The organism is Sandaracinobacteroides hominis, from assembly GCF_016464365.1.
GTDB classification, from domain to species: domain Bacteria; phylum Pseudomonadota; class Alphaproteobacteria; order Sphingomonadales; family Sphingomonadaceae; genus Sandaracinobacteroides; species Sandaracinobacteroides hominis.
On sequence record NZ_JADCUC010000006.1, the window covers coordinates 92,336 to 110,806 of the forward strand.

Consider the following 18,471-nt stretch of genomic DNA (forward strand, 5'->3'; position numbering starts at 1 on the left):
GCTCAGCGGCTCCAGCGGGTGAAGATGGCGGTGGGGAGGAGTAGCCCGCGGCCTTCCTCGCGGATGGCCATTTCGCCGCTGGTGATTTCGCCGGGCAGGTGGGCAGCGAGCGGCTTCAGCAGGCCGTCCAGCGCCAGCGCGGAGAGCCGGACGGCATAAGTGGTCAGGATCAGCAGACGGCTGTTGGCGTCGAGCAGCTTCACGCAATCAGCGATGAGGGCAGGGAGATGTTCGGTCAGTTCCCACACCTCGCCTTCGGGGCCGCGGCCGAACTTGGGGGGATCCAGCAGGATCGCATCATAGCGGCGGCCGCGCCGGACCTCGCGGGCGACGAAGCGGCGGGCATCTTCGGTGATCCAGCGGATGGGCTTGTCTGAGAGGCCGGATAGCTGGGCGTTGGCGCGGGCCTGTTCGACTGCCTTTTTCGAGGCATCGACATGCACGACCTTGGCGCCGCGGCTGGCTGCGATCAGCGAAGCGGCGCCGGTATAGCCGAACAGGTTCAGCACTTCGGCGCCTTCGGAGACGTCTGCCAAAGATTGCCAGTGCGGCGCCATGTCGGGGAAGAAGCCGAGATGGCGGAATGGCGTGCACTGGGCGTGCAGCTGTACGCCGGCCTGCTCGATAGGCCAGCTGGCGGGGACATTCGGGGACAGCCGCCAGCGGCCGCCGCCTTCCTCGTCGGAGCCGCCTGTGAATTCGCCGTCGGCGTGCCAGTCGTCAGAGGCGGGCGCCCACATCGCTTGCGGTTCCGGGCGGATGAAGCGGTAGGGGCCGCAACGCTCCAGCTTGCGGCGGTGGCCGGAGTCCAGCAGGGCGAAATCCGGCGTTGGTTCGGCAACAAGGGTGGCGAGCGCGACCATCAGGCCGCCAGCTTCGTGGCCTTTGGCCCCACGATCGCAAGGGCAGGCGGAGTGGCCAGCATGGCAGCGCCGGCTGCGCGGACCTGCTCCACCGTGACGGCATCCAGCGCGGCGATCAGCTCGGAGGGCGGAATGACGCGGCCATAGGTGATGAGCGAGCCGCCCAGCCAGTCGGCCTGACCTGCACAGCCTTCGAGGCCCATCAGCACGCCGGCCTTCATTTGCGCGCGGGCGCGGGCGAGTTCTGCCGGCGACAGGTCTGCAGCGGTGGCGGCAGCGATTTCGCGGGCGAGCGCCAAAGCGCGGTCGGCATCGGCGGGGCGGGTCGCGCAATAGAGGGTGAGGACGCCGGCATCGGCGTGGATGCCGTGCGAAGCGCTGACCGAATAGGCAAGGCCGCGTTCCTCGCGCAGCTCCTGGAACAGCCGCGACGACATCCCGCCGCCAAGCGCGGCAGCGAACAGGCGGGCGGCATCGAAGGCCGGGTCCAGCGGGCCGAAGCCCTTGAAGCCGAGCGCGATGTGGGTCTGCTCGTTGCGCTTGCTGTCGGAAATGCGGCCGCCGACCCAGCTCGCCTGCTCGATGGCGCCGGGGCGGCCGGAGGGGAGGGCGCCCAGCATCGCTTCGGCCTGGCGGACGATGGCGTCGTGATCGACCTTGCCCGCCGCCGACAGCACGAGGCCTGCCCCGCGATAGTGCGATCCCTGCCAGCTGCGGAGCGAGGCGCCATCCAGCGCTGCGAGGCTTTCCCGGGTGCCGAGGATGGGCCGCCCGAGGCTTTGCGCCGGGAAGGCCGCTGCCTGCAGATGATCGAAGACGAGGTCGTCCGGCGTTTCCAGCGCTTCGCCGATTTCGGAGAGCACGACTTCGCGTTCGAGCGCCAGATCGGCATCGGTGAAGCTGGGGCTGGCGATCAGGTCGGTCACCAGCTCCAGCGCCAGCGGCACGTCGTTTGCCAGCACGCGGGCGTGGAAGCAGGTGGTGTCGCGCGAGGTCCAGGCGTTCAGCGAGCCGCCGACATCCTCGATCGCTTCGGCAATGGCGCGGGCCGAGCGCGAGCGGGTACCTTTGAACACCATATGCTCGAACAGATGGGCAAGGCCGTTCTCCCCGGCGCCTTCGTTCCGGGCGCCGACATCGGCGTTGAGCGAGAGCGCGGCCGTTTCCAGCCCCGGCATATCGAGGGTGGCGACGGTGAGGCCATTGGCGAGGGTGGTGAGCTGTGGGGTCATGCTTTCGAGCGGATATAGGTCTTCAAGGCCTCCGCGTCAGCAGGCAGCCGATCATAGCGTTCCTGCCGGTCGAAAAGATGCGCCACACGGCGTGGCAACAACGGGCGGAAACCGCTGGCGCGCTCGACCGCGTCGGGGAACTTGGCGGGGTGGGCAGTGGCGAGCGTGACGATGGGGCCTCCAAGCTCGGTCTCGCGACGGCGCGCGGCGGCCAGGCCGACGGCGCTATGCGGATCGATCAGCTGGCCGGTTTCGCCATAGGCCCATTGCAGCGCCTGCATCATCCGCGTTTCGTCGACGCGCTCGGCCAGGAACAGCGCGGAGGCCTGGGCACGCTGTTCGGCGGAGAGGGCGAGTTTGCCGCTCTTCTCGAAGCCTTGCATGGCGGCGGCAAGTGCGGCGCCGCTACGGCCGTGCAGATCGAACAGGAGGCGCTCGAAGTTGGAGCTGACCTGGATGTCCATCGAGGGTGTTGCCGTTGCGGCGACGGTTCCGACCGAATAGTCGCCCTCGTTCAGGGCTCGGGCGAGGATGTCGTTGACGTTGGTGGCGACCACCAGCTTAGCGATGGGAAGGCCCATCTTGTAGGCGGCATAGCCCGCGAACACGTCGCCGAAATTGCCGGTGGGAACCGAGAAGCTGACCTGCCGGTGCGGTGCGCCGAGGCGGACGCCCGCATAGACATAATAGACGATCTGCGCGAGCAGCCGCGCCCAGTTGATGCTGTTGACCGCCGACAGCGACTGTTCGGTGCGGAAGGCGGAATCGTTGAACAGCGCCTTCACCAGCGCCTGGCAATCGTCGAAGCTGCCGTCGACGGCGATGTTGTGGACGTTGGGGGCAGCCACCGTCGTCATCTGCCGGCGCTGCACTTCCGAGACTCGGCCCGCCGGGTGCAGCATGTGGATGACGATGCCGGGGCGGCCGGCGACCGCCTCGATGGCGGCGGAACCCGTGTCGCCGCTGGTGGCGCCGACGATCGTGAGCTTATCGGTGGCACCGAGAAAGTGGCCGAAGAAATTGCCCAGCAGCTGCAGCGCCACGTCCTTGAAGGCTAGCGTGGGGCCGTGGAACAGCTCCAGCAGCCAGTGCCTGTCGGACAGTTGCACCAGCGGGGTGACGGCGGCGTGGCCGAAATTGCCATAGGCAGCGGCGATCAGGGTTTTCAGCTCGGCGTCGGTCAGGCTGCCCTCGACGAAGGGGCGCATCACGGTGAAGGCGGTTTCCGCGTAGCTGGCGGTTGCCAGCCCCTCGAGTGTTTCCGGCGACAGCTGCGGCCAGCTGGCCGGCAGGTAGAGGCCGCCGTCGGTTGCGAGGCCTGCGAGCGTTGCGCCCTTGAAGTCGAGGATGGGGGCCTGCCCCCGCGTGCTGAGATATTGCATGGCGGAGAGGGGGGTTAGGCGGCTGGCGGCTGTTGTGCAAGCCAGCGACGCAGCCAGAGGCCATAGATGACCAGCAGGATGGCAGCGAAGCTGAACCACTGGATGGCGTAGCTGAGGTGGTTGTTGGAGATGGTATCGAGGCCGGGCGGGGCGCTGGGGGCAAGCGGCGGTTGACCCCGGGCGTCGACGAGCAGCCAGCCGCCCTCGTTGGCATGGACGAGCGTTCCCTCAATCGTTCGCCGTTCGTCGCCCGGCGTCGACGGGTCCGGGCGCTCTGTCCAACCCGTATCCACCAGCAGTGCTTGGGTGTCGGTGCGGCAGCTGGCGATATGGGAGTAGCCGCTCTTTCCGTTCAGGTTGCGGCCGGCGCGGAGCGCAGTCGGATGGCTGTCGCAGGAGAGCGTGAGTTGAATCCGCCGGAACTGTGCATCTTCGGGGATTCGGCCGTCGATTTTCAGGAGCGGTGCCTGGCTGTTTGCCGCCAGTTGCACCAGTTGCGCCTCCTTCCACTGCAGGCGCTGCAGTTGCCAGAAGCCGAAACCCATCAGGATGGGGACGGCAATGGCCACCATCAGCGTGGGGACAACGGGAAAGCCCCGGCGCTTGCGCACCGGGGCTTCCCTTGTCCCGAGGGGCGTGGGCTTAGTGGTGGGCAACCACGGCCGCTCCGAAATTGGAGCCCCAGATGTAGATGGTGAGGAAGAGGAACAGCCACACCACGTCGACGAAATGCCAGTACCAGGCGGCTGCTTCGAAGCCGAAGTGCTGCTTCGGCGTGAAGTCGCCGAGATAGGCGCGCCACAGGCAGACGGCGAGGAAGATGGTGCCGACGATCACGTGGAAGCCATGGAAGCCGGTCGCCATGTAGAAGGTGGCGCCATAGATGTTGCCGGCAAACCCGAAGGTGGCGTGCGAATATTCATAGGCCTGCAGGCACGAGAAGAGCACGCCCAGGATGATGGTGACCCACAGCCCCTTCTTCAGCCCCTCGCGGTCGCCATGGATGAGGGCGTGGTGTGCCCAGGTGACGGTCGTGCCCGAAAGCAGCAGGATCAGCGTGTTGAGCAGCGGATAGACGAACGGGTCCAGCGGCTCGATGCCGACTGGCGGCCAGACGCCTCCGATCGGCTCGCCCTTGTGCGGGAACAGCGCGGCGGAGAAGAAGGCCCAGAACCAGGCGACGAAGAACATCACTTCCGACGCGATGAACAGGATCATCCCATAGCGGTGGTGGAGCTGCACCACGGCCGTGTGATCGCCGGCATTCGCTTCGTCGCGGACGTCGGAGAACCAGAAGAAGAAGGTGGCGAGAACGCCCAGCAGGCCGAGGGCCGCAACCCAAACGCCCCACGGCTCCTTGTGCCACCAGAAGACCGAGCCGCCGAGCATGACCATGGCGGAAATCGCGCCCATGAGCGGCCAGGGGCTGGGAGGAAGGATGTGGAAATCGTGGGTCTTGCCGGAAGCCATGTTGCCTCGCCTGAATGCTGTGGGGCCTGAATGTTCGTTATAACGGCCCTAACCCCAACCATGGGGAAAGGGCAATATCGTCAGCTGACCTTTGCCTGAATCTGCTGCTCGCCGGTGGCACGAATGGCCGGCGGGCGGCTGGGTTCAGCCACGGGATAGAAGGTGTAGGAAAGGGTGATCTCGTCGATGTCGCGGGCGTCCGGATCGTCGAGGATCGCCGGATCGACGAAGAAAACGACCGGCATGTCGGCAGTTTGCCCGGCGGCCAGCGTCTGCTCGTTGAAGCAGAAGCACTGGATCTTGGAGAAATACTTCCCCGCGGAGTCCGGCGAGACGTTGAAGGTGGCCGACCCGGTGGTCGACGCCGCAGATTGGTTCACTGCCTTGTAGAAGATGATGTTCTGCTCGCCGATCTTCACGGTGACGGGCGCCGCCGGGCTGAACTGCCAGGGCAGGCCGCGGACATTGCCGTCGAAGCGGACCTTGATCTGCCGGCCGTGCGCGGCCCGCACTTGTGCGGCAGACGGCAGCATTTCGGCCTTTTGCGTGGTGCCACCGAAGCCGGTGACCTGACAGAAGATCCGATAGAGCGGCACCGAGGCATAGGCCAGCCCGACCATGCCGATCGCAATAGCGGCGGCAACCAGCGCAATGCGAAGATTGGCATTGGGCGCAGCCGTGCTCATCCGGCGATCCGGCTGATGGTGATGCCATAGAAGAGCAGGGCGAAGGCGCCCAGCACCAGCCCGATCACCAGGTTGCGCCGGCGGCGCTTGGCGACGAAGGCGGCTTCTTCCTGCGGAGTCCAGCTCATGCCATCCACCTGTCTGCGACCAGCGCGGCGAACACCCCGGCAAGATACAGGAGCGAGAATTTGAAGAGGGTCTTTTCCGCCGTCATTTCGCCGGCCGCTTCGGTGCGGCTGGCGGCAACCCGCGCGGAAAGCGCCACGAAGGCGATGCCCAGCAGCGTCACCGGCACGCCATAGACCGGCCCCAGCAGCCCCAGTGCCCAGGGCGCCACGGAAACGGCGAACAGCACCAGGGAATAGGCAAGGATCTGCCGGCGCGTTTCGCGGACGCCATGCGTCACCGGCAGCATCGGGATGCCGGCGCGGGCGTAATCCATCCGCACGAACAGCGCGAGCGCCCAGAAGTGTGGCGGCGTCCAGGCAAAGACGATGGCGAACAGCAGAAGCGGCAGCGCGGTGACGTCGCCGGTGACGGCCGCCCAGCCGATGATCGGCGGGAAGGCGCCTGCAGCGCCGCCAATGACGATGTTCTGCGGCGTGCGCGGCTTCAGCCAGATGGTATAGACGACGGCGTAGAAGAAGATGGAGAAGGCGAGCCAGGCAGCCGCCACCCAATTGGTGGCAAAGCCCAGCGTGACCACCGAGCCGACCGCAAGGATGGTGGCAAAGCCCAACGCTTCGTCATGGCCGAGGCGTCCGGCGGGAAGGGGCCGGCTGGCGGTGCGCTTCATCACCGCGTCGATATCGGCTTCCCACCACTGGTTATAGGCAGCAGCTGCCCCGGCGCCGACGGCGATGCACAGGATCGCCACGAAGCTGAGGAAGGGATTGAGGTGGCCGGGGGCGGCGAACAGGCCGCAGGCGCCGGTAAACACCACCAGCGTCATCACGCGCGGTTTCAGCAGCGCCCAATAGTCGCTCCAGTCCGCTGCCGAAAGGGCGGGACTGGTAAGGGTAGCAGTCGAAAGGGCGCCTGACGGCGCCCTTTCCTGTTCGGTCGAGATGGGATTGCTCGCCATCGGGGCCTCAGTGCGCGCCCTTCATGTTGCGCAGGTCCGGCACCGTTTCAAACTGGTGGAACGGCGGCGGTGACGAGAGCGTCCACTCCAGCGTGGTGGCACCTTCGCCCCATGGGTTGGCGGCAGCCTTCTTGCCCGCCAGCAGCGACCAGAAGACATTGATGAAGAAGATCACCATGCCGACGAGCATGATCGCATAGCCGAGCGAGGCGATGTGGTTCCAATAGGCAAAGGCTTCGGGATAATCCGGGATACGACGGGGCATGCCGTCCTGGCCCAGGAAGTGCATCGGGAAGAACAGCACGTTCACGCCGATGAAGAATATCCAGAAGTGCAGCTTGCCCAGCAGCTCGTTGTACTCGCGGCCCGACATCTTGCTGAACCAGTAGTAGAAGCCCGCGAACAGGCCGAACACCGCGCCCAGCGAGAGCACATAGTGGAAGTGCGCGACGACATAATAGGTGTCGTGCATGTAGGTGTCGATGCCGCCGTTCGAGAGGACGACGCCGGTGACGCCACCCACGGTGAACATGAAGATGAAACCCAGCGCCCACAGCATCGGGGTCTGGAAGGTCATCTTGCCGCCCCACATGGTGGCGATCCACGAGAAGATCTTCACGCCCGTGGGCACGGCAATGATCATCGTGGCGGCGGTGAAGTACATCTTGGTGTTCACGCTGAGGCCGACCGTGAACATGTGGTGCGCCCACACGACAAAGCCGACGAAGCCGATCGCGACCATCGCATAGGCCATCCCCAGATAGCCGAAGACGGGCTTGCGGCTGAAGGTGGAGATGATCTGGCTGACGATACCAAAGGCGGGCAGGATCATGATGTACACTTCGGGGTGGCCGAAGAACCAGAACAGGTGCTGGTACAGGATCGGATCACCGCCGCCGGCCGGATCGAAGAAGGTCGAGCCGAAGTTGCGATCGGTCAGCAGCATGGTGATGGCGCCGGCCAGAACCGGAAGCGACAGCAGCAGCAGGAAGGCAGTGACCAGCACCGACCACACGAACAGCGGCATCTTGTGCAGGGTCATGCCCGGCGCGCGCATGTTGAAGATGGTGGTGATGAAGTTGATGGCGCCCAGGATCGAGGCGGCACCGGCGAGGTGCAGCGCGAAGATCGCAAGATCGACGGAAGGTCCGGGGTGGCCCGAGGTGGAGAGCGGCGGATAGACCGTCCAGCCGGTGCCGGCGCCGTTGAAGCCGGCCGGGCCGGGGACGAACATCGAGATGCCGAGCAGCACGAAGGCAACAGTCGTCAGCCAGTAGGAGACGTTGTTCATCCGGGGGAAGGCCATGTCGGGGGCGCCGATCATGATCGGCACGAACCAGTTGCCGAAGCCGCCGATAAGGGCGGGCATCACCATGAAGAACACCATGATGAGGCCGTGGCCAGTGATGAACACGTTCCACAGATGATAGGCGGCATCGATGTTGCCGTCGGTGAACCAGGGCAGCACCTGCATGCCGGGATTGGCAAGCTCCCAGCGCATGAAGCCGGAAAGTGCGCCGCCCACGATCCCCGCGAAGATCGCGAAGATCAGGTAGAGCGTGCCGATGTCCTTGTGGTTGGTGGACAGGAACCAGCGCGCGAAGAACGAAGGCTTGTGGTCGTGATCGTCGTGCGAATGCACGCCATGCGAACCGTGGTCGTGATTGTCACCGTGCGCCTGAAGGGCATGGGTATCGGCAGTGCTTGCCATGGTCGGGTCCTTCTCAGGCGACCGGCGCCGCGGCGGGCGCGGTGCTGGTAACTTGCGGGGCAGTGGCGGGCGCGACGGCAGCGCGGACGGCTGCGGCTGCGGCGGCCGGCGTGATCGGCGTGCGCTCGATGGCGATGCCGGGGCCGGTCGGATCGATGCCGTCCTGCTGCTGCTTCATGCGCACCCAGCGCTTGAAGTCTTCCTCGGGCAGCACCTCCACCGTGATCGGCATGAAGCCGTGCTTGGTGCCGCAGAGCTCGGAGCACTGGCCGTAATAGACGCCGGGGCGATCCACCTTGAACCAGCTTTCGTTGATCCGGCCCGGAACAGCGTCCATCTTCACCCAGAAGCTGGGCACGGCAAAGCTGTGCAGCACGTCAGCGGCGGTGATCAGCAGCTTGACCGTCTTGCCGGCAGGGACGACGATGCGGTTGTCGACGCCCAGCAGATACGGATCGCCGTTCTTCGCGGCTTCTTCCTTGCTCAGCACGACGCTGTCAAAGCTGATGCCGCCATAGTCGGGATATTCATAGCCCCAGTACCACTGATAGCCGGTCACCTTGATGGTCACGTCGGCCTTGGGCGGGTTGTACTGGTTTGCCAGCAGGCGGAAGCTGGGGAAGGCGATCGCCAGCAGGATGAAGGCCGGGAGCAGCGTCCACACCACTTCGATGGTGAAGTTGTGCGTGGTGGTGGAGGGCGTTTCCACCGCGCCGGAGCGGTAGCGGATGATCACCCATGCCAGCAGCGCCAGAACGAAGACCGAAATGAAGGCGATCACCGGGTTCAGGATATATTCCAGCATCCATTTGGCTTCCTTGCCAATTGGCGTGAACTGTTCCTGGATGGCGATGCCCTTCGGCACCGGCATGCCGATGCCTTCCGTCGGCTTCATGCGCTCATAGCCGGCAATCGCGCTGTTCTGCGCGGCGGCGTGTTCGGCTGTGCCGGCGACGACTGCGGCGCCGACTTCGGCCGGGGCCGGCGGCGCCACCGGGGCAACGGTTTCAGCGGCAGTCGTTGCGACAGGTGCGGCTTCCTGGGCCATTGTAGTACCGGCAAATGCAAGCGCTGCCGCAATGGCAGCGCCCTTGATGCCGTTGGAGATGAGGGCCGAGGCCCAACCCTTTGTCATTCCCTAGTCCTCTGTCCCGGGATTCGTAGCTGTTGGAGCGCGCCATACCCAACAGGGTCATAGGCGACAAGCTTTTGTGGCTTATTGCGACACTGTTGCGGTTGTGCCCGCTTGTCAGGCAACGAGATCGTCGAACTCCGCTTCGCCCTTGGATAGCTGGGCGGTGACAGCGCGCCGCATATCCTCTCCCTGCAGCATGCCGGCGTTCCACACCGCGACATACTCCAGTCCCTGCTCGATGCTCATGTCGCGGCCGGCATTCAGCACCTGCTTGATGCCGGCAATCGCCAGCGGGCTCTTGCGGGCGATTTCCTGCGCCATCTCCATCGCGGCGGCCAGCGTCGAGTCGGCATCCGGCAGCACCCTGTTGAGGAATCCCTGCGCTGCAGCCTCCTCGGCCTTCCAGCGGCGGCCAGTGTAGGCGAGCTCGCGGATCAACCCCTGCGGCAGCAGGTGCGGGATGCGCTGCAGCGTGCCCACGTCGGCGACGATGGCGATGTTTATTTCCTGGATCGTGAAGAAGCAGTCGGCGCTGCCCAGCCGGATGTCGCAGGCGGTGATGAAATCCACGCCGCCGCCGATGCAGCCGCCCTGGATGGCGGCGATCACCGGCACGCGACAGGCGTCCACCGCATTGAACGGCTGCTGCATATATTTCACGTGGCGGCGGAACTTTTCCCGCGCGCGGCCAAGGTCGCCGCCATCCTCCTTCAGCGCGGAACCGGCGAAATTGAGATCGAGCCCGGCGGTGAAGTGCCGGCCGGTGGACGAGATCACCACCGCGCGGATGGAGGCATCCGCGTCGATTTCCGCGAACACGGCCGGGATTTCATCCCAGAATTCGCGGTTCATCGTGTTCAGCGCCTGCGGCCGTGACAGCTGGATGTGGGCGATATGGTCTGCGACCGAATAGTTGAAGCAGGTGTAGGCCATTCTTGTCTCGCTTCCCTCGTCGTTCCGGAACCTCTATGAAGCGGGGCATGACCCGCTTCACCGTGAACGGCAACCCCGTAGAATATGAGCTGGAGCCCGACACGCCACTGCTGTGGGCGCTTCGGGAAGCGTCGAATCTTACCGGCACCAAGTTCGGCTGCGGCGCCGGGCTGTGTGGCGCCTGCACCGTGCATGTCGATGGCGTGGCGCAACGCAGCTGCCAGGTGCCGATCGGCACCATCGAGGGCACGTTCGTGACGACGGTGGAGGGGCTTTCCGACGATCGCTCGCACCCGGTGCAGATGGCCTGGCTGGAAAAGCAGGTGCCGCAGTGCGGTTTCTGCCAGTCGGGGATGCTCATGGCGGCGTCGGCGCTGCTGAAAGCGAACCCCAACCCCAGCCGCGCCGACATTCGGATGGCGATCAGCAACATCTGCCGCTGCGGCACCTATCCGCGTGTGGAGGCGGCGATCTTGCGGGCTGCGGAAATCGCTCGCGAGGGCTGACGGGGGACGGCGACGCCCGCTCGCGTAACCTGTTCATGCGACTGCTTCTTCCCTTGATGCTGGCGTTTGCGACGCCTGCTCTTGCGGCCCCTGTTTGTGACGGGACAATTTCCGACCGCAAGCGCGATCGCGCCATACCTGTCCGCGTCCGGATGCCCGCAACCGGGCAGGCGAGGGCGCCGGTCCTCCTCTTTTCGCACGGGCTGGGCGGTTCGGTAGAGGCAGGCACGGCCTATGCGAAGCAGTGGGCGGCGGCCGGATTCCTCGTCGTGCATGTTCAGCATCCCGGATCGGATTCCAGTGTCTGGCAGGGCAGCGGCAATCCCCGGAAGCAATTGATGGCGGCAGCGAATGGGCGTCAGCTGGCGGACCGCGCCGCCGATATGAGCCGGGTTGCCGACGCCGTGCAGGCGGGCGAGCGGATAGGTGCCTGCGATCTGGGCCGCGGCGATGCAACGCGGATGGGCGCTGCCGGGCATAGTTTCGGTGCGCATACGGTGCTGGCGGTGGCCGGGCAGAAATTCGGCCCGATGGGCGCCCTCTATCGCGATCCGCGCTTCAAGGCGGTCGCGGCGCTGAGCCCCATGCCCCCGCGCAACCAGGCGTCGGCTGCACCGGCGGCGTTCGGCGCCATCGCCATACCGGTGCTGGCGACGACCGGCAGCGCCGACGGCAGCCCGATGGCACAGGGCAAGGACATCGGCGAAGTGACGGCAGCGCGAGCCGCGGTGTTCCAGGCGCTGCCTGTTAGCGCGACCGGCAAGTCCAGCGTCGGTATCTGGCTGGAGGGCGCTGACCATGCCGCCTTCAGTGGCGGCGGCGGGCGTGGGCGCGGCGTGCCGAACCCGCACGTAACCGCTGTGGTCAGCGCGGCGACTAGCGCCTTCTTCCGGGCCAATCTGGGCGGAAACGGCGTTCCGGATCTTGCCCCCGCGCAGGCGCTGCTCCGCACGGGGGACAAGTTGCAGGTGAAATAGAGTCGCGCGTCAGATGTCGGCGAACATATGGGTTTCCGCCTTGCCGCCCGGATGCGTCACCGCCCCCAGGGAGGCCGGGCCGACCGTCTGGCTGTAGCGATAGAGCGCACCCGACTGATAGTCGTTGAGACGCGGCTTCCACGCCGCCCGCCGCTGCGCCAGCGTGGCGTCGTCCACCAGCAGGTCGATGACACCGGTGCTGGCGTCTATGCGGATACGGTCGCCGTCTTCCACCAGCGCGATGGGACCGCCCTCGGCAGCTTCGGGGCCGACATGGCCGATGCAGAAGCCGCGGGTCGCGCCGCTGAAACGTCCATCGGTGATCAGCGCCACCTTGTCGCCCATGCCTTGCCCATAAAGCGCGGCGGTGGTCGCCAGCATCTCGCGCATGCCGGGGCCGCCCTTGGGCCCTTCATAGCGGATGAGGATGACTTCGCCCTCGTTGATCTGCCGGGCTTCGACGGCGGCGAAGCAATCCTCTTCGCAGTCGAAGACGCGCGCCGGGCCTTCGAATTCCAGCACATGCAGCCCGGCGACCTTCACGATGGCGCCGTCGGGCGCAAGGCTGCCGCGCAGGCCGACCACGCCGCCAGTGGGGGTGATGGGGTTGGAAACCGGGTAGATGACCTTCTGGTCGGGCTTCCACGTCACCTGCGCGATATTCTCCGCCAGCGTCTTGCCGGTGACGGTCAGGCAGTCGCCGTGCAGGAAGCCGCCCTCCAGCAGCGTCTTCATCACCATATAGACGCCGCCGGCATCGTGCATGTCCTTGGCCACATATTGCCCGCCCGGCTGCAGGTCCGCGATGTAGGGCGTCGACTTGAAGATCTCGGCGACGTCGAACAGCGTGAATTCGATCCCCGCCTCATGCGCCATCGCCGGCAGGTGCAGCGCGCCGTTGGTGCTGCCGCCGGTTGCGGCAACGACACGGGCAGCGTTTTCAAAGGCCTGCCGCGTGCAGATGTCGCGCGGGCGGATATTCTGTTCGAGCAGCCGCATCACGGCGCGCCCTGCATCGCGGGCGATGTCGGCGCGGCTTTCATAGGGCGCTGGCACCATGTTGGAGCTGGGCAGCGACAGGCCGATCGCTTCCGCCACGCAGGCCATGGTGTTGGCGGTATATTGGCCGCCGCAGGCGCCGTGGCCGGGGCAGGCGACCTTTTCCAGCGCGATCAGCTCGTGCAGCGGGCAGTTGCCCGCCGCATATTTGCCTACCGCCTCGAACACGTCCTTCACCGTCACATCCTTGCCGTGGAAGTGGCCCGGCAGGATCGAGCCGCCATAGACGAAGATCGAGGGGACGTTCAGGCGCAGCATCGCCATCATCATGCCGGGCAGGCTCTTGTCGCAGCCGGCAAAGCCGACAAGCGCATCATAGCAGTGGCCGCGCACCGACAGTTCGATGGAATCGGCGATCACTTCGCGCGAGACGAGGCTGGCCTTCATCCCCTGGTGGCCCATGGCGATGCCGTCGGTGACGGTGATGGTGTTGAAGCGGCGCGGCATGCCGCCGCCCTCGATCACGCCCTCGCGGGCGATATCGGCCTGCAAATCGAGCGTGGTGTTGCAGGGGGCCGAGTCGTTTCCGGCCGAGACGACGCCGACAAAGGGTTTCGCAATCTCTTCCTCGGTCAGACCCATCGCATAATAATAGGAGCGGTGCGGCGCCTTGGAGGGGCCGACCGACACATGGCGGCTGGGCAGGCGGGATTTGTCGAACGTCATGGTTCCTCGCTTTCGGTCGCGGCCTTTCGCGCAACCGTCCGCGGGCGTCAACATTGAACTTTAATTACGTGCAGAATATTTCAAACGAAATATTCGGTCTCTATCCGCGCCAGAGCAGCCCTGCGAACAGCGCCAGCCCGATCAGCACCACCAGCAGTTTCAGGGCCTTGTCCGGCACATAGGCAATCAGCCGCGCACCGGCATAGCCGCCGATGACGGTTCCGACGCAGAGCGGCAGGGCGTGGCTCCAGTCGACTTCGCCCGACAGGATGAACACCAGCGCGCCCGAGAAATTCATCGCGGACGCGAGCGCGTTCTTGTTGGCCTGCGCCTCCTTCACCGCAGCGCCGGCCAGCGTGAACAGCGCCAGCATCAGAAAGCCGATGCCGCCGCCGAAATAGCCGCCATAGATGGCGACGCCGAACTGGCCGAGCCCGAAGGGGAGCGGCTTCAGATGGGCGTCTCCCAGCTTCTTGCCGAAGGCGCCGCGGGCAAACAGCAGGGTAGCGACCAGCACCAGCCAGGGCAGCATCCTGCTGAAAAGATCTGTGGGCGTCGCCAGCAACAGCAGTGCCCCCAGCACCCCGCCGACCAGGCTGATTCCCAGCAGAATCAGGAAGCTGAACGGGCCGATGCCAGACACCAGCCTGCGATTGGCAAGCGCGGTGGTGATCTGCCCGGGGAACACCGCCACCGTGGAGGTGAGATTGGCGACGCGCGCATCCAGCCCGGCCGCCATCAGCGCCGGGATGGTGACAAAGCTGCCGCCGCCGGCCAGCGCATTCTGCGCCCCGGCCCACAATCCTGCGGCCAACAGCAGCGCCGCCGACGCCTCGATCAAAGGCGCACCATCTTCATCATCGCCGCACTGCCATAGCGGTCTCCCTGCGTGGCGCCGACCGGAGAGGCCGCATCCAGTGCGGCGAGATCGTCGGCGGTCAGCTTCAACGCGGCGGCCCCGGCGTTATCCTCCAGCGTCACGCGCCGCTTGGAGCCGGGGATCGGCACCACATCCGGCCCCTGCGCCAGAAGCCACGCCAGCGCCACCTGCGCCATCGTCGCGCCATGCCTTGCGGCCACCGCCTTCACAGCATCCGCCGCCTTCATGTTGGCCTCGAAATTGGCGCCCTGATAGCGCGGATCGTTCTTGCGATAGTCGCTATCGGGCAGTTCCTCCGCGCGCTTCGCCTGGCCTGTCAGGAAGCCGCGGCCCAGCGGCGAATAGGGCACGAAGCCGATGCCCAGCTCGCGGATCAGCGGGATGATGTCGGGTTCGATGGTGCGCTCCCACAGCGACCATTCGCTCTGCAGCGCGTCGATCGGATGCGTGGCGTGCGCCCGGCGGATGGTTTCGGGCCCGGCTTCGGAAAGGCCCAGGCCAAGGATCTTGCCTTCGCGCTTCAGCTCCGCGAGCGTGCCGACGACATCTTCGATCGGCACGGCGGGATCGACCCGGTGCTGATAGAACAGGTCGATGCGGTCGGTCCTCAGCCGCTTCAGGCTGGCTTCGCAGACGTCGCGGATATGCGCCGGCCGGCTGTTCACGCCGGCGACCTTGCCGTCGGTGATGTTGAAGCCGAACTTTGTGGCGATCACCGCCTTGTCGCGCTTGCCCGCCAGCGCCTCGCCCAGCAATTCCTCGTTGGCGAACGGGCCATAGACTTCGGCGGTGTCGAGGAAATCGATCCCCAGCTCCAGCGCCCGATGCAGCGTGGTAATCGCCTCGGCCCGATCCACCGGGCCATACATCGCCTGCATGCCAGCGACGCCTGCCATGCCCATGCAGCCGAGGCCCAGAGCCGATACGTCCAGATTTCCGAGTTTGCGCCGTTCCATTCTCGCCTCCGCTCGCTTGCTTGAGTCCCGGCCATGGGCCTATGCCACTGCCTTAAGAAGCGAGGCGAGTGATGGCAAAGCGCTATTTCGGGACGGATGGAATCAGGGGGCCGGCCAACGGCCCGACAATGACGCCGGAACTGGCGATGAAGGTGGGGCAGGCGGCGGGCACCCTGTTCCTGAAGGGCAGCCACAAACACCGGGTGCTGATCGGCAAGGACACGCGGCTGTCGGGCTATATGCTGGAACAGGCGCTGACCGCGGGTTTCACCAGCGTCGGTATGGACGTGATCCAGGTGGGGCCGATGCCGACTCCGGCAGTGGCGCTGCTGACACGGGAAATGCGGGCCGATCTGGGGGTGATGCTGTCGGCCAGCCACAATCCGTTTTACGACAATGGAATCAAGCTGTTCGGCCCGGACGGCTACAAGCTGTCGGACGAGCAGGAACTGGCCATCGAGAAGATGCTGCACGCAGATGTCGCGCTGGCGGCCGGCCCCGCCATCGGCCGGGCACGGCGGATCGACGATGCCCGCGGCCGCTATATCCACGCGGTAAAGTCCACCTTCCCCGAGAATCTGCGGCTGGACGGTGTGAAGGTCGTGCTCGATTGCGCCCATGGCGCTGCCTATCGCGTCGCGCCCGAGGCGCTATGGGAGCTTGGCGCGGAGTTGACGACCATCGGCGCTGCCCCGGATGGCTTCAACATCAACGATCAGGTCGGCTCCACCCACCCCTCCACGCTGGCGGAAACGGTGCTGGAAACTGGCGCCCATATCGGCCTGGCGCTGGATGGCGATGCGGACCGGCTGATCGTCGTCGACGAAAAAGGGCGCGTGGTGGACGGCGACCAGCTGATGGCGCTGATCACCCGGCACCAGCAGCAGGCCGGCACGCTGCAGGGCGGGGCGCTGGTTGCGACGGTGATGTCGAACATCGGCCTCGAGAAGTTCGTGGAGGGACTTGGCCTCAGGATGATTCGCACGCCGGTGGGGGATCGCGCCGTGCTGGAGGCGATGCGCACACACGGATGCAATGTAGGCGGCGAGCAATCCGGGCACATCATCCTGGCCGATCATGCCACGACCGGAGACGGGCTGCTGGCGGCCTTGCAGATCCTGGCGGTGCTGGTGGAAGAGGCGCGGCCCGCCAGCGAGGTGCTCAACTGCTTCACCCGCTGGCCGCAGCTGTTGAAGAATGTGCGGCAGGAACCGCGCGTGCTGGAAACCGCGAGCGTCAAGGAAGCCATCGCCGCCGCCGAAAGGGCGCTGGAAGGCCGGGGCAGGCTGCTGGTGCGGAAGTCAGGCACCGAACCCTTGATCCGGGTGATGGCGGAAGGGCAGGACGAGGCGCTGGTGACGGCGACGGTGGAGGCCGTGTGCGATGCGGTGGCGAAGGCCGCCTGATGGGGTCTGTTGTGCCCTCGAATGCCCGACGCGGGCTGCCGCGCGTGCTGATCATCGCCGGCTCGGATTCCGGCGGGGGCGCCGGGATTCAGGCCGACATCAAGACCGTGACGATGCTGGGCGGCTATGCGGCGACGGCAGTGACGGCGATAACCGTGCAGAACACGCTGGGCGTTTCCGCCGTGCATCCGGTGCCGCCCGGGATTGTCGCGGGCCAGATCCGCGCTGTGCTGGAGGATATCGGCGCCGATGCGGTGAAGATCGGCATGTTGGGAGATGCGGCAACGGTCGAGGCGGTGGCCGACGCCCTGATGGGGGTATCCGCGCCCATCGTGCTCGATCCGGTGATGGTCGCGAAGGGCGGGGCTTCGCTGCTGGCCGAAGAGGCCGTTGAGGCGCTCCTCCGCCGCCTGTTGCCCCACGCGGCGGTGGTAACGCCGAATGCGCCGGAGCTCGAGGTGCTCGCCGGAAGCGACGTGGCGGACGAGGCCGACATGCTGCTGGCGGCGCAGGAACTGCTCGGCATGGGGCCGGCCGCCGTGCTGGCGAAGGGCGGGCATCTGGAGGGCGAGCGCGTCGTCGACTGGCTGGTAAGCCACAATGGCCAGCAACGCTTCGAGGCGCCGCGCATTGCCACCCGCAGCACGCATGGAACCGGTTGCACGCTGGCCAGCGCCGTGGCGACGGGCCTTGCTGCCGGCCTGCCGCTGGCGGTCGCGGTGGAACGTGCGCGTGGGTTCGTGCTCTCCGCGATGGCCGCAGCGCCCGGCCTGGGGCAGGGCCATGGCCCGCTTGGCCACAATTTCGCGCTGCTGTGAACGGGCTCTGCTGGGGCATCGAGGCGGGCTTTTCCGGCCTGGTCTTTGGCGTCGACGAGGTCGGCCGGGGTCCGCTTGCCGGGCCGGTCATGGCGGCCGCCGCGTGCCTCTGCGCCGAATCGGTTCCTGAAGGTCTGGGCGATTCGAAGTCCGTGCCGCGCAAGCGCCGCGAATCCATCGCCGCGAGCCTGCAATATGTGGCCGTGGCAGAGGCCTCGGTCGAAGAGATCGACCGCCTCAATATCCTGCGCGCCAGCCACCTCGCCATGGTGCGGGCGGTGGCGGCACTCGCCGCCCGGATGGGCCCGCCGGCGATGGTGCTGGTGGACGGCAACATGCTGCCGGGATTCGATTTTCCGGCCCGCGCCATCGTCAAGGGAGATGCCACCGTCGCTTCCATTGCGGCGGCTGCAGTCGCCGCAAAGGTGGCGCGCGACAGGCGCATGGGAGAGCTGGATCATGGCCATCCCGGATACGGCTGGCGCACCAACATGGGCTACGGCACGGCCGAGCATCTGGCCGGCCTCAGCCGCTTGGGGCCGAACCTGCACCACCGCCGATCCTTCGCCCCGATCTCGAAACTCCTGAACTGAGTCTTTTGCGCAACAGCCTCCATATCTGGTGGTTCGCGGATTCCGGCAGACTCAACATGATGTGTGCGTCGGCCAGACGATTCCACATGCGAGGAGTCTGCCATAAATCCATGA

General features: G+C 66.1%; 19 protein-coding genes. 5 read left to right on the plus strand and 14 right to left on the minus strand.

Annotated elements, in window-relative coordinates:
- Positions 1-2: 2 nt before the first annotated feature.
- The 11 genes from IM784_RS13135 to IM784_RS13180 all read right to left on the minus strand — a co-directional run bounded on the left by IM784_RS13135 (position 3) and on the right by IM784_RS13180 (position 10,496).
- Entirely contained in the window at positions 3-863 is an 861-nt protein-coding gene (locus tag IM784_RS13135; RefSeq protein ID WP_199555798.1) for a class I SAM-dependent methyltransferase, read from the minus strand.
- Positions 863-2,095 (minus strand): M16 family metallopeptidase, encoded by a 1,233-nt coding sequence (locus tag IM784_RS13140; protein ID WP_199555799.1) that lies wholly within the window; start codon positions 2,093-2,095, stop codon positions 863-865. Before IM784_RS13140 ends, IM784_RS13135 begins: the two co-directional genes overlap by 1 nt.
- Positions 2,092-3,477, minus strand: a complete 1,386-nt coding sequence (thrC, locus tag IM784_RS13145; RefSeq protein WP_199555800.1) for a threonine synthase — start codon at positions 3,475-3,477, stop codon at positions 2,092-2,094. Before thrC ends, IM784_RS13140 begins: the two co-directional genes overlap by 4 nt.
- A 14-nt stretch (positions 3,478-3,491) precedes the next feature.
- Complete coding sequence (locus IM784_RS13150) at positions 3,492-4,088, minus strand: SURF1 family protein (RefSeq protein WP_199555801.1); 597 nt, start codon at positions 4,086-4,088, stop codon at positions 3,492-3,494.
- Positions 4,089-4,119: 31 nt separating this feature from the next.
- Positions 4,120-4,947 carry a cytochrome c oxidase subunit 3 gene (locus IM784_RS13155; RefSeq protein WP_199555802.1) on the minus strand — a complete coding sequence of 276 codons (828 nt, stop codon included), beginning with the start codon at positions 4,945-4,947 and terminating at the stop codon, positions 4,120-4,122.
- Positions 4,948-5,027: 80 nt separating this feature from the next.
- A complete protein-coding gene (locus IM784_RS13160; RefSeq protein WP_199555803.1) occupies positions 5,028-5,633 on the minus strand; it encodes a cytochrome c oxidase assembly protein in 606 nt (201 codons plus the stop codon).
- Positions 5,630-5,761, minus strand: coding sequence for a hypothetical protein (locus tag IM784_RS17455; RefSeq protein WP_268920855.1), 132 nt, complete (start codon positions 5,759-5,761; stop codon positions 5,630-5,632). The genes IM784_RS13160 and IM784_RS17455 overlap by 4 nt, the downstream gene beginning before the upstream one ends.
- Positions 5,758-6,717 (minus strand): heme o synthase, encoded by a 960-nt coding sequence (locus IM784_RS13165; protein WP_199555804.1) that lies wholly within the window; start codon positions 6,715-6,717, stop codon positions 5,758-5,760. Before IM784_RS13165 ends, IM784_RS17455 begins: the two co-directional genes overlap by 4 nt.
- 7 nt (positions 6,718-6,724) lie before the next feature.
- The gene (gene ctaD, locus IM784_RS13170) at positions 6,725-8,428 is read right to left on the minus strand and encodes a cytochrome c oxidase subunit I (RefSeq protein ID WP_199555805.1); all 1,704 of its coding nucleotides are present in this window, start codon (positions 8,426-8,428) and stop codon (positions 6,725-6,727) included.
- Between the two features lie 13 nt (positions 8,429-8,441).
- Positions 8,442-9,563: a cytochrome c oxidase subunit II gene (coxB, locus tag IM784_RS13175; RefSeq protein WP_235977249.1), complete on the minus strand. Its 1,122-nt coding sequence runs from the start codon at positions 9,561-9,563 to the stop codon at positions 8,442-8,444.
- A 114-nt stretch (positions 9,564-9,677) separates the two neighbouring features.
- Positions 9,678-10,496: a crotonase/enoyl-CoA hydratase family protein gene (locus tag IM784_RS13180; RefSeq protein WP_199555806.1), complete on the minus strand. Its 819-nt coding sequence runs from the start codon at positions 10,494-10,496 to the stop codon at positions 9,678-9,680.
- Positions 10,497-10,543: 47 nt separating this feature from the next.
- On the opposite strand from IM784_RS13180, the gene IM784_RS13185 reads away from it, so the two are divergent.
- Positions 10,544-11,002 carry a (2Fe-2S)-binding protein gene (locus IM784_RS13185; protein WP_199555807.1) on the plus strand — a complete coding sequence of 153 codons (459 nt, stop codon included), beginning with the start codon at positions 10,544-10,546 and terminating at the stop codon, positions 11,000-11,002.
- Positions 11,003-11,037: 35 nt separating this feature from the next.
- Positions 11,038-11,979: an alpha/beta hydrolase family protein gene (locus IM784_RS13190; RefSeq protein WP_199555808.1), complete on the plus strand. Its 942-nt coding sequence runs from the start codon at positions 11,038-11,040 to the stop codon at positions 11,977-11,979.
- A 9-nt stretch (positions 11,980-11,988) separates the two neighbouring features.
- On the opposite strand, the gene ilvD is transcribed toward IM784_RS13190, so the two are convergent.
- The 3 genes from ilvD to IM784_RS13205 form a co-directional block, all read right to left on the minus strand.
- Positions 11,989-13,704, minus strand: coding sequence for a dihydroxy-acid dehydratase (ilvD, locus tag IM784_RS13195; RefSeq protein ID WP_199555809.1), 1,716 nt, complete (start codon positions 13,702-13,704; stop codon positions 11,989-11,991).
- 100 nt (positions 13,705-13,804) lie between these two features.
- Positions 13,805-14,545, minus strand: a complete 741-nt coding sequence (locus IM784_RS13200) for a sulfite exporter TauE/SafE family protein (protein ID WP_199555810.1) — start codon at positions 14,543-14,545, stop codon at positions 13,805-13,807.
- On the minus strand, positions 14,542-15,540 hold the full coding sequence (locus tag IM784_RS13205) for an aldo/keto reductase (RefSeq protein WP_199555811.1): 999 nt from the start codon (positions 15,538-15,540) through the stop codon (positions 14,542-14,544). The genes IM784_RS13200 and IM784_RS13205 overlap by 4 nt, the downstream gene beginning before the upstream one ends.
- A 71-nt stretch (positions 15,541-15,611) precedes the next feature.
- On the opposite strand from IM784_RS13205, the gene glmM reads away from it, so the two are divergent.
- The 3 genes from glmM to IM784_RS13220 are packed head-to-tail and all read left to right on the plus strand — an operon-like array spanning position 15,612 to position 18,357.
- Positions 15,612-16,946 carry a phosphoglucosamine mutase gene (glmM, locus tag IM784_RS13210; protein ID WP_199555812.1) on the plus strand — a complete coding sequence of 445 codons (1,335 nt, stop codon included), beginning with the start codon at positions 15,612-15,614 and terminating at the stop codon, positions 16,944-16,946.
- Positions 16,946-17,764, plus strand: a complete 819-nt coding sequence (gene thiD / locus IM784_RS13215; RefSeq protein WP_199555813.1) for a bifunctional hydroxymethylpyrimidine kinase/phosphomethylpyrimidine kinase — start codon at positions 16,946-16,948, stop codon at positions 17,762-17,764. Before glmM ends, thiD begins: the two co-directional genes overlap by 1 nt.
- The gene (locus IM784_RS13220) at positions 17,761-18,357 is read left to right on the plus strand and encodes a ribonuclease HII (RefSeq protein ID WP_199555814.1); all 597 of its coding nucleotides are present in this window, start codon (positions 17,761-17,763) and stop codon (positions 18,355-18,357) included. Before thiD ends, IM784_RS13220 begins: the two co-directional genes overlap by 4 nt.
- Positions 18,358-18,471 lie beyond the last annotated feature (114 nt).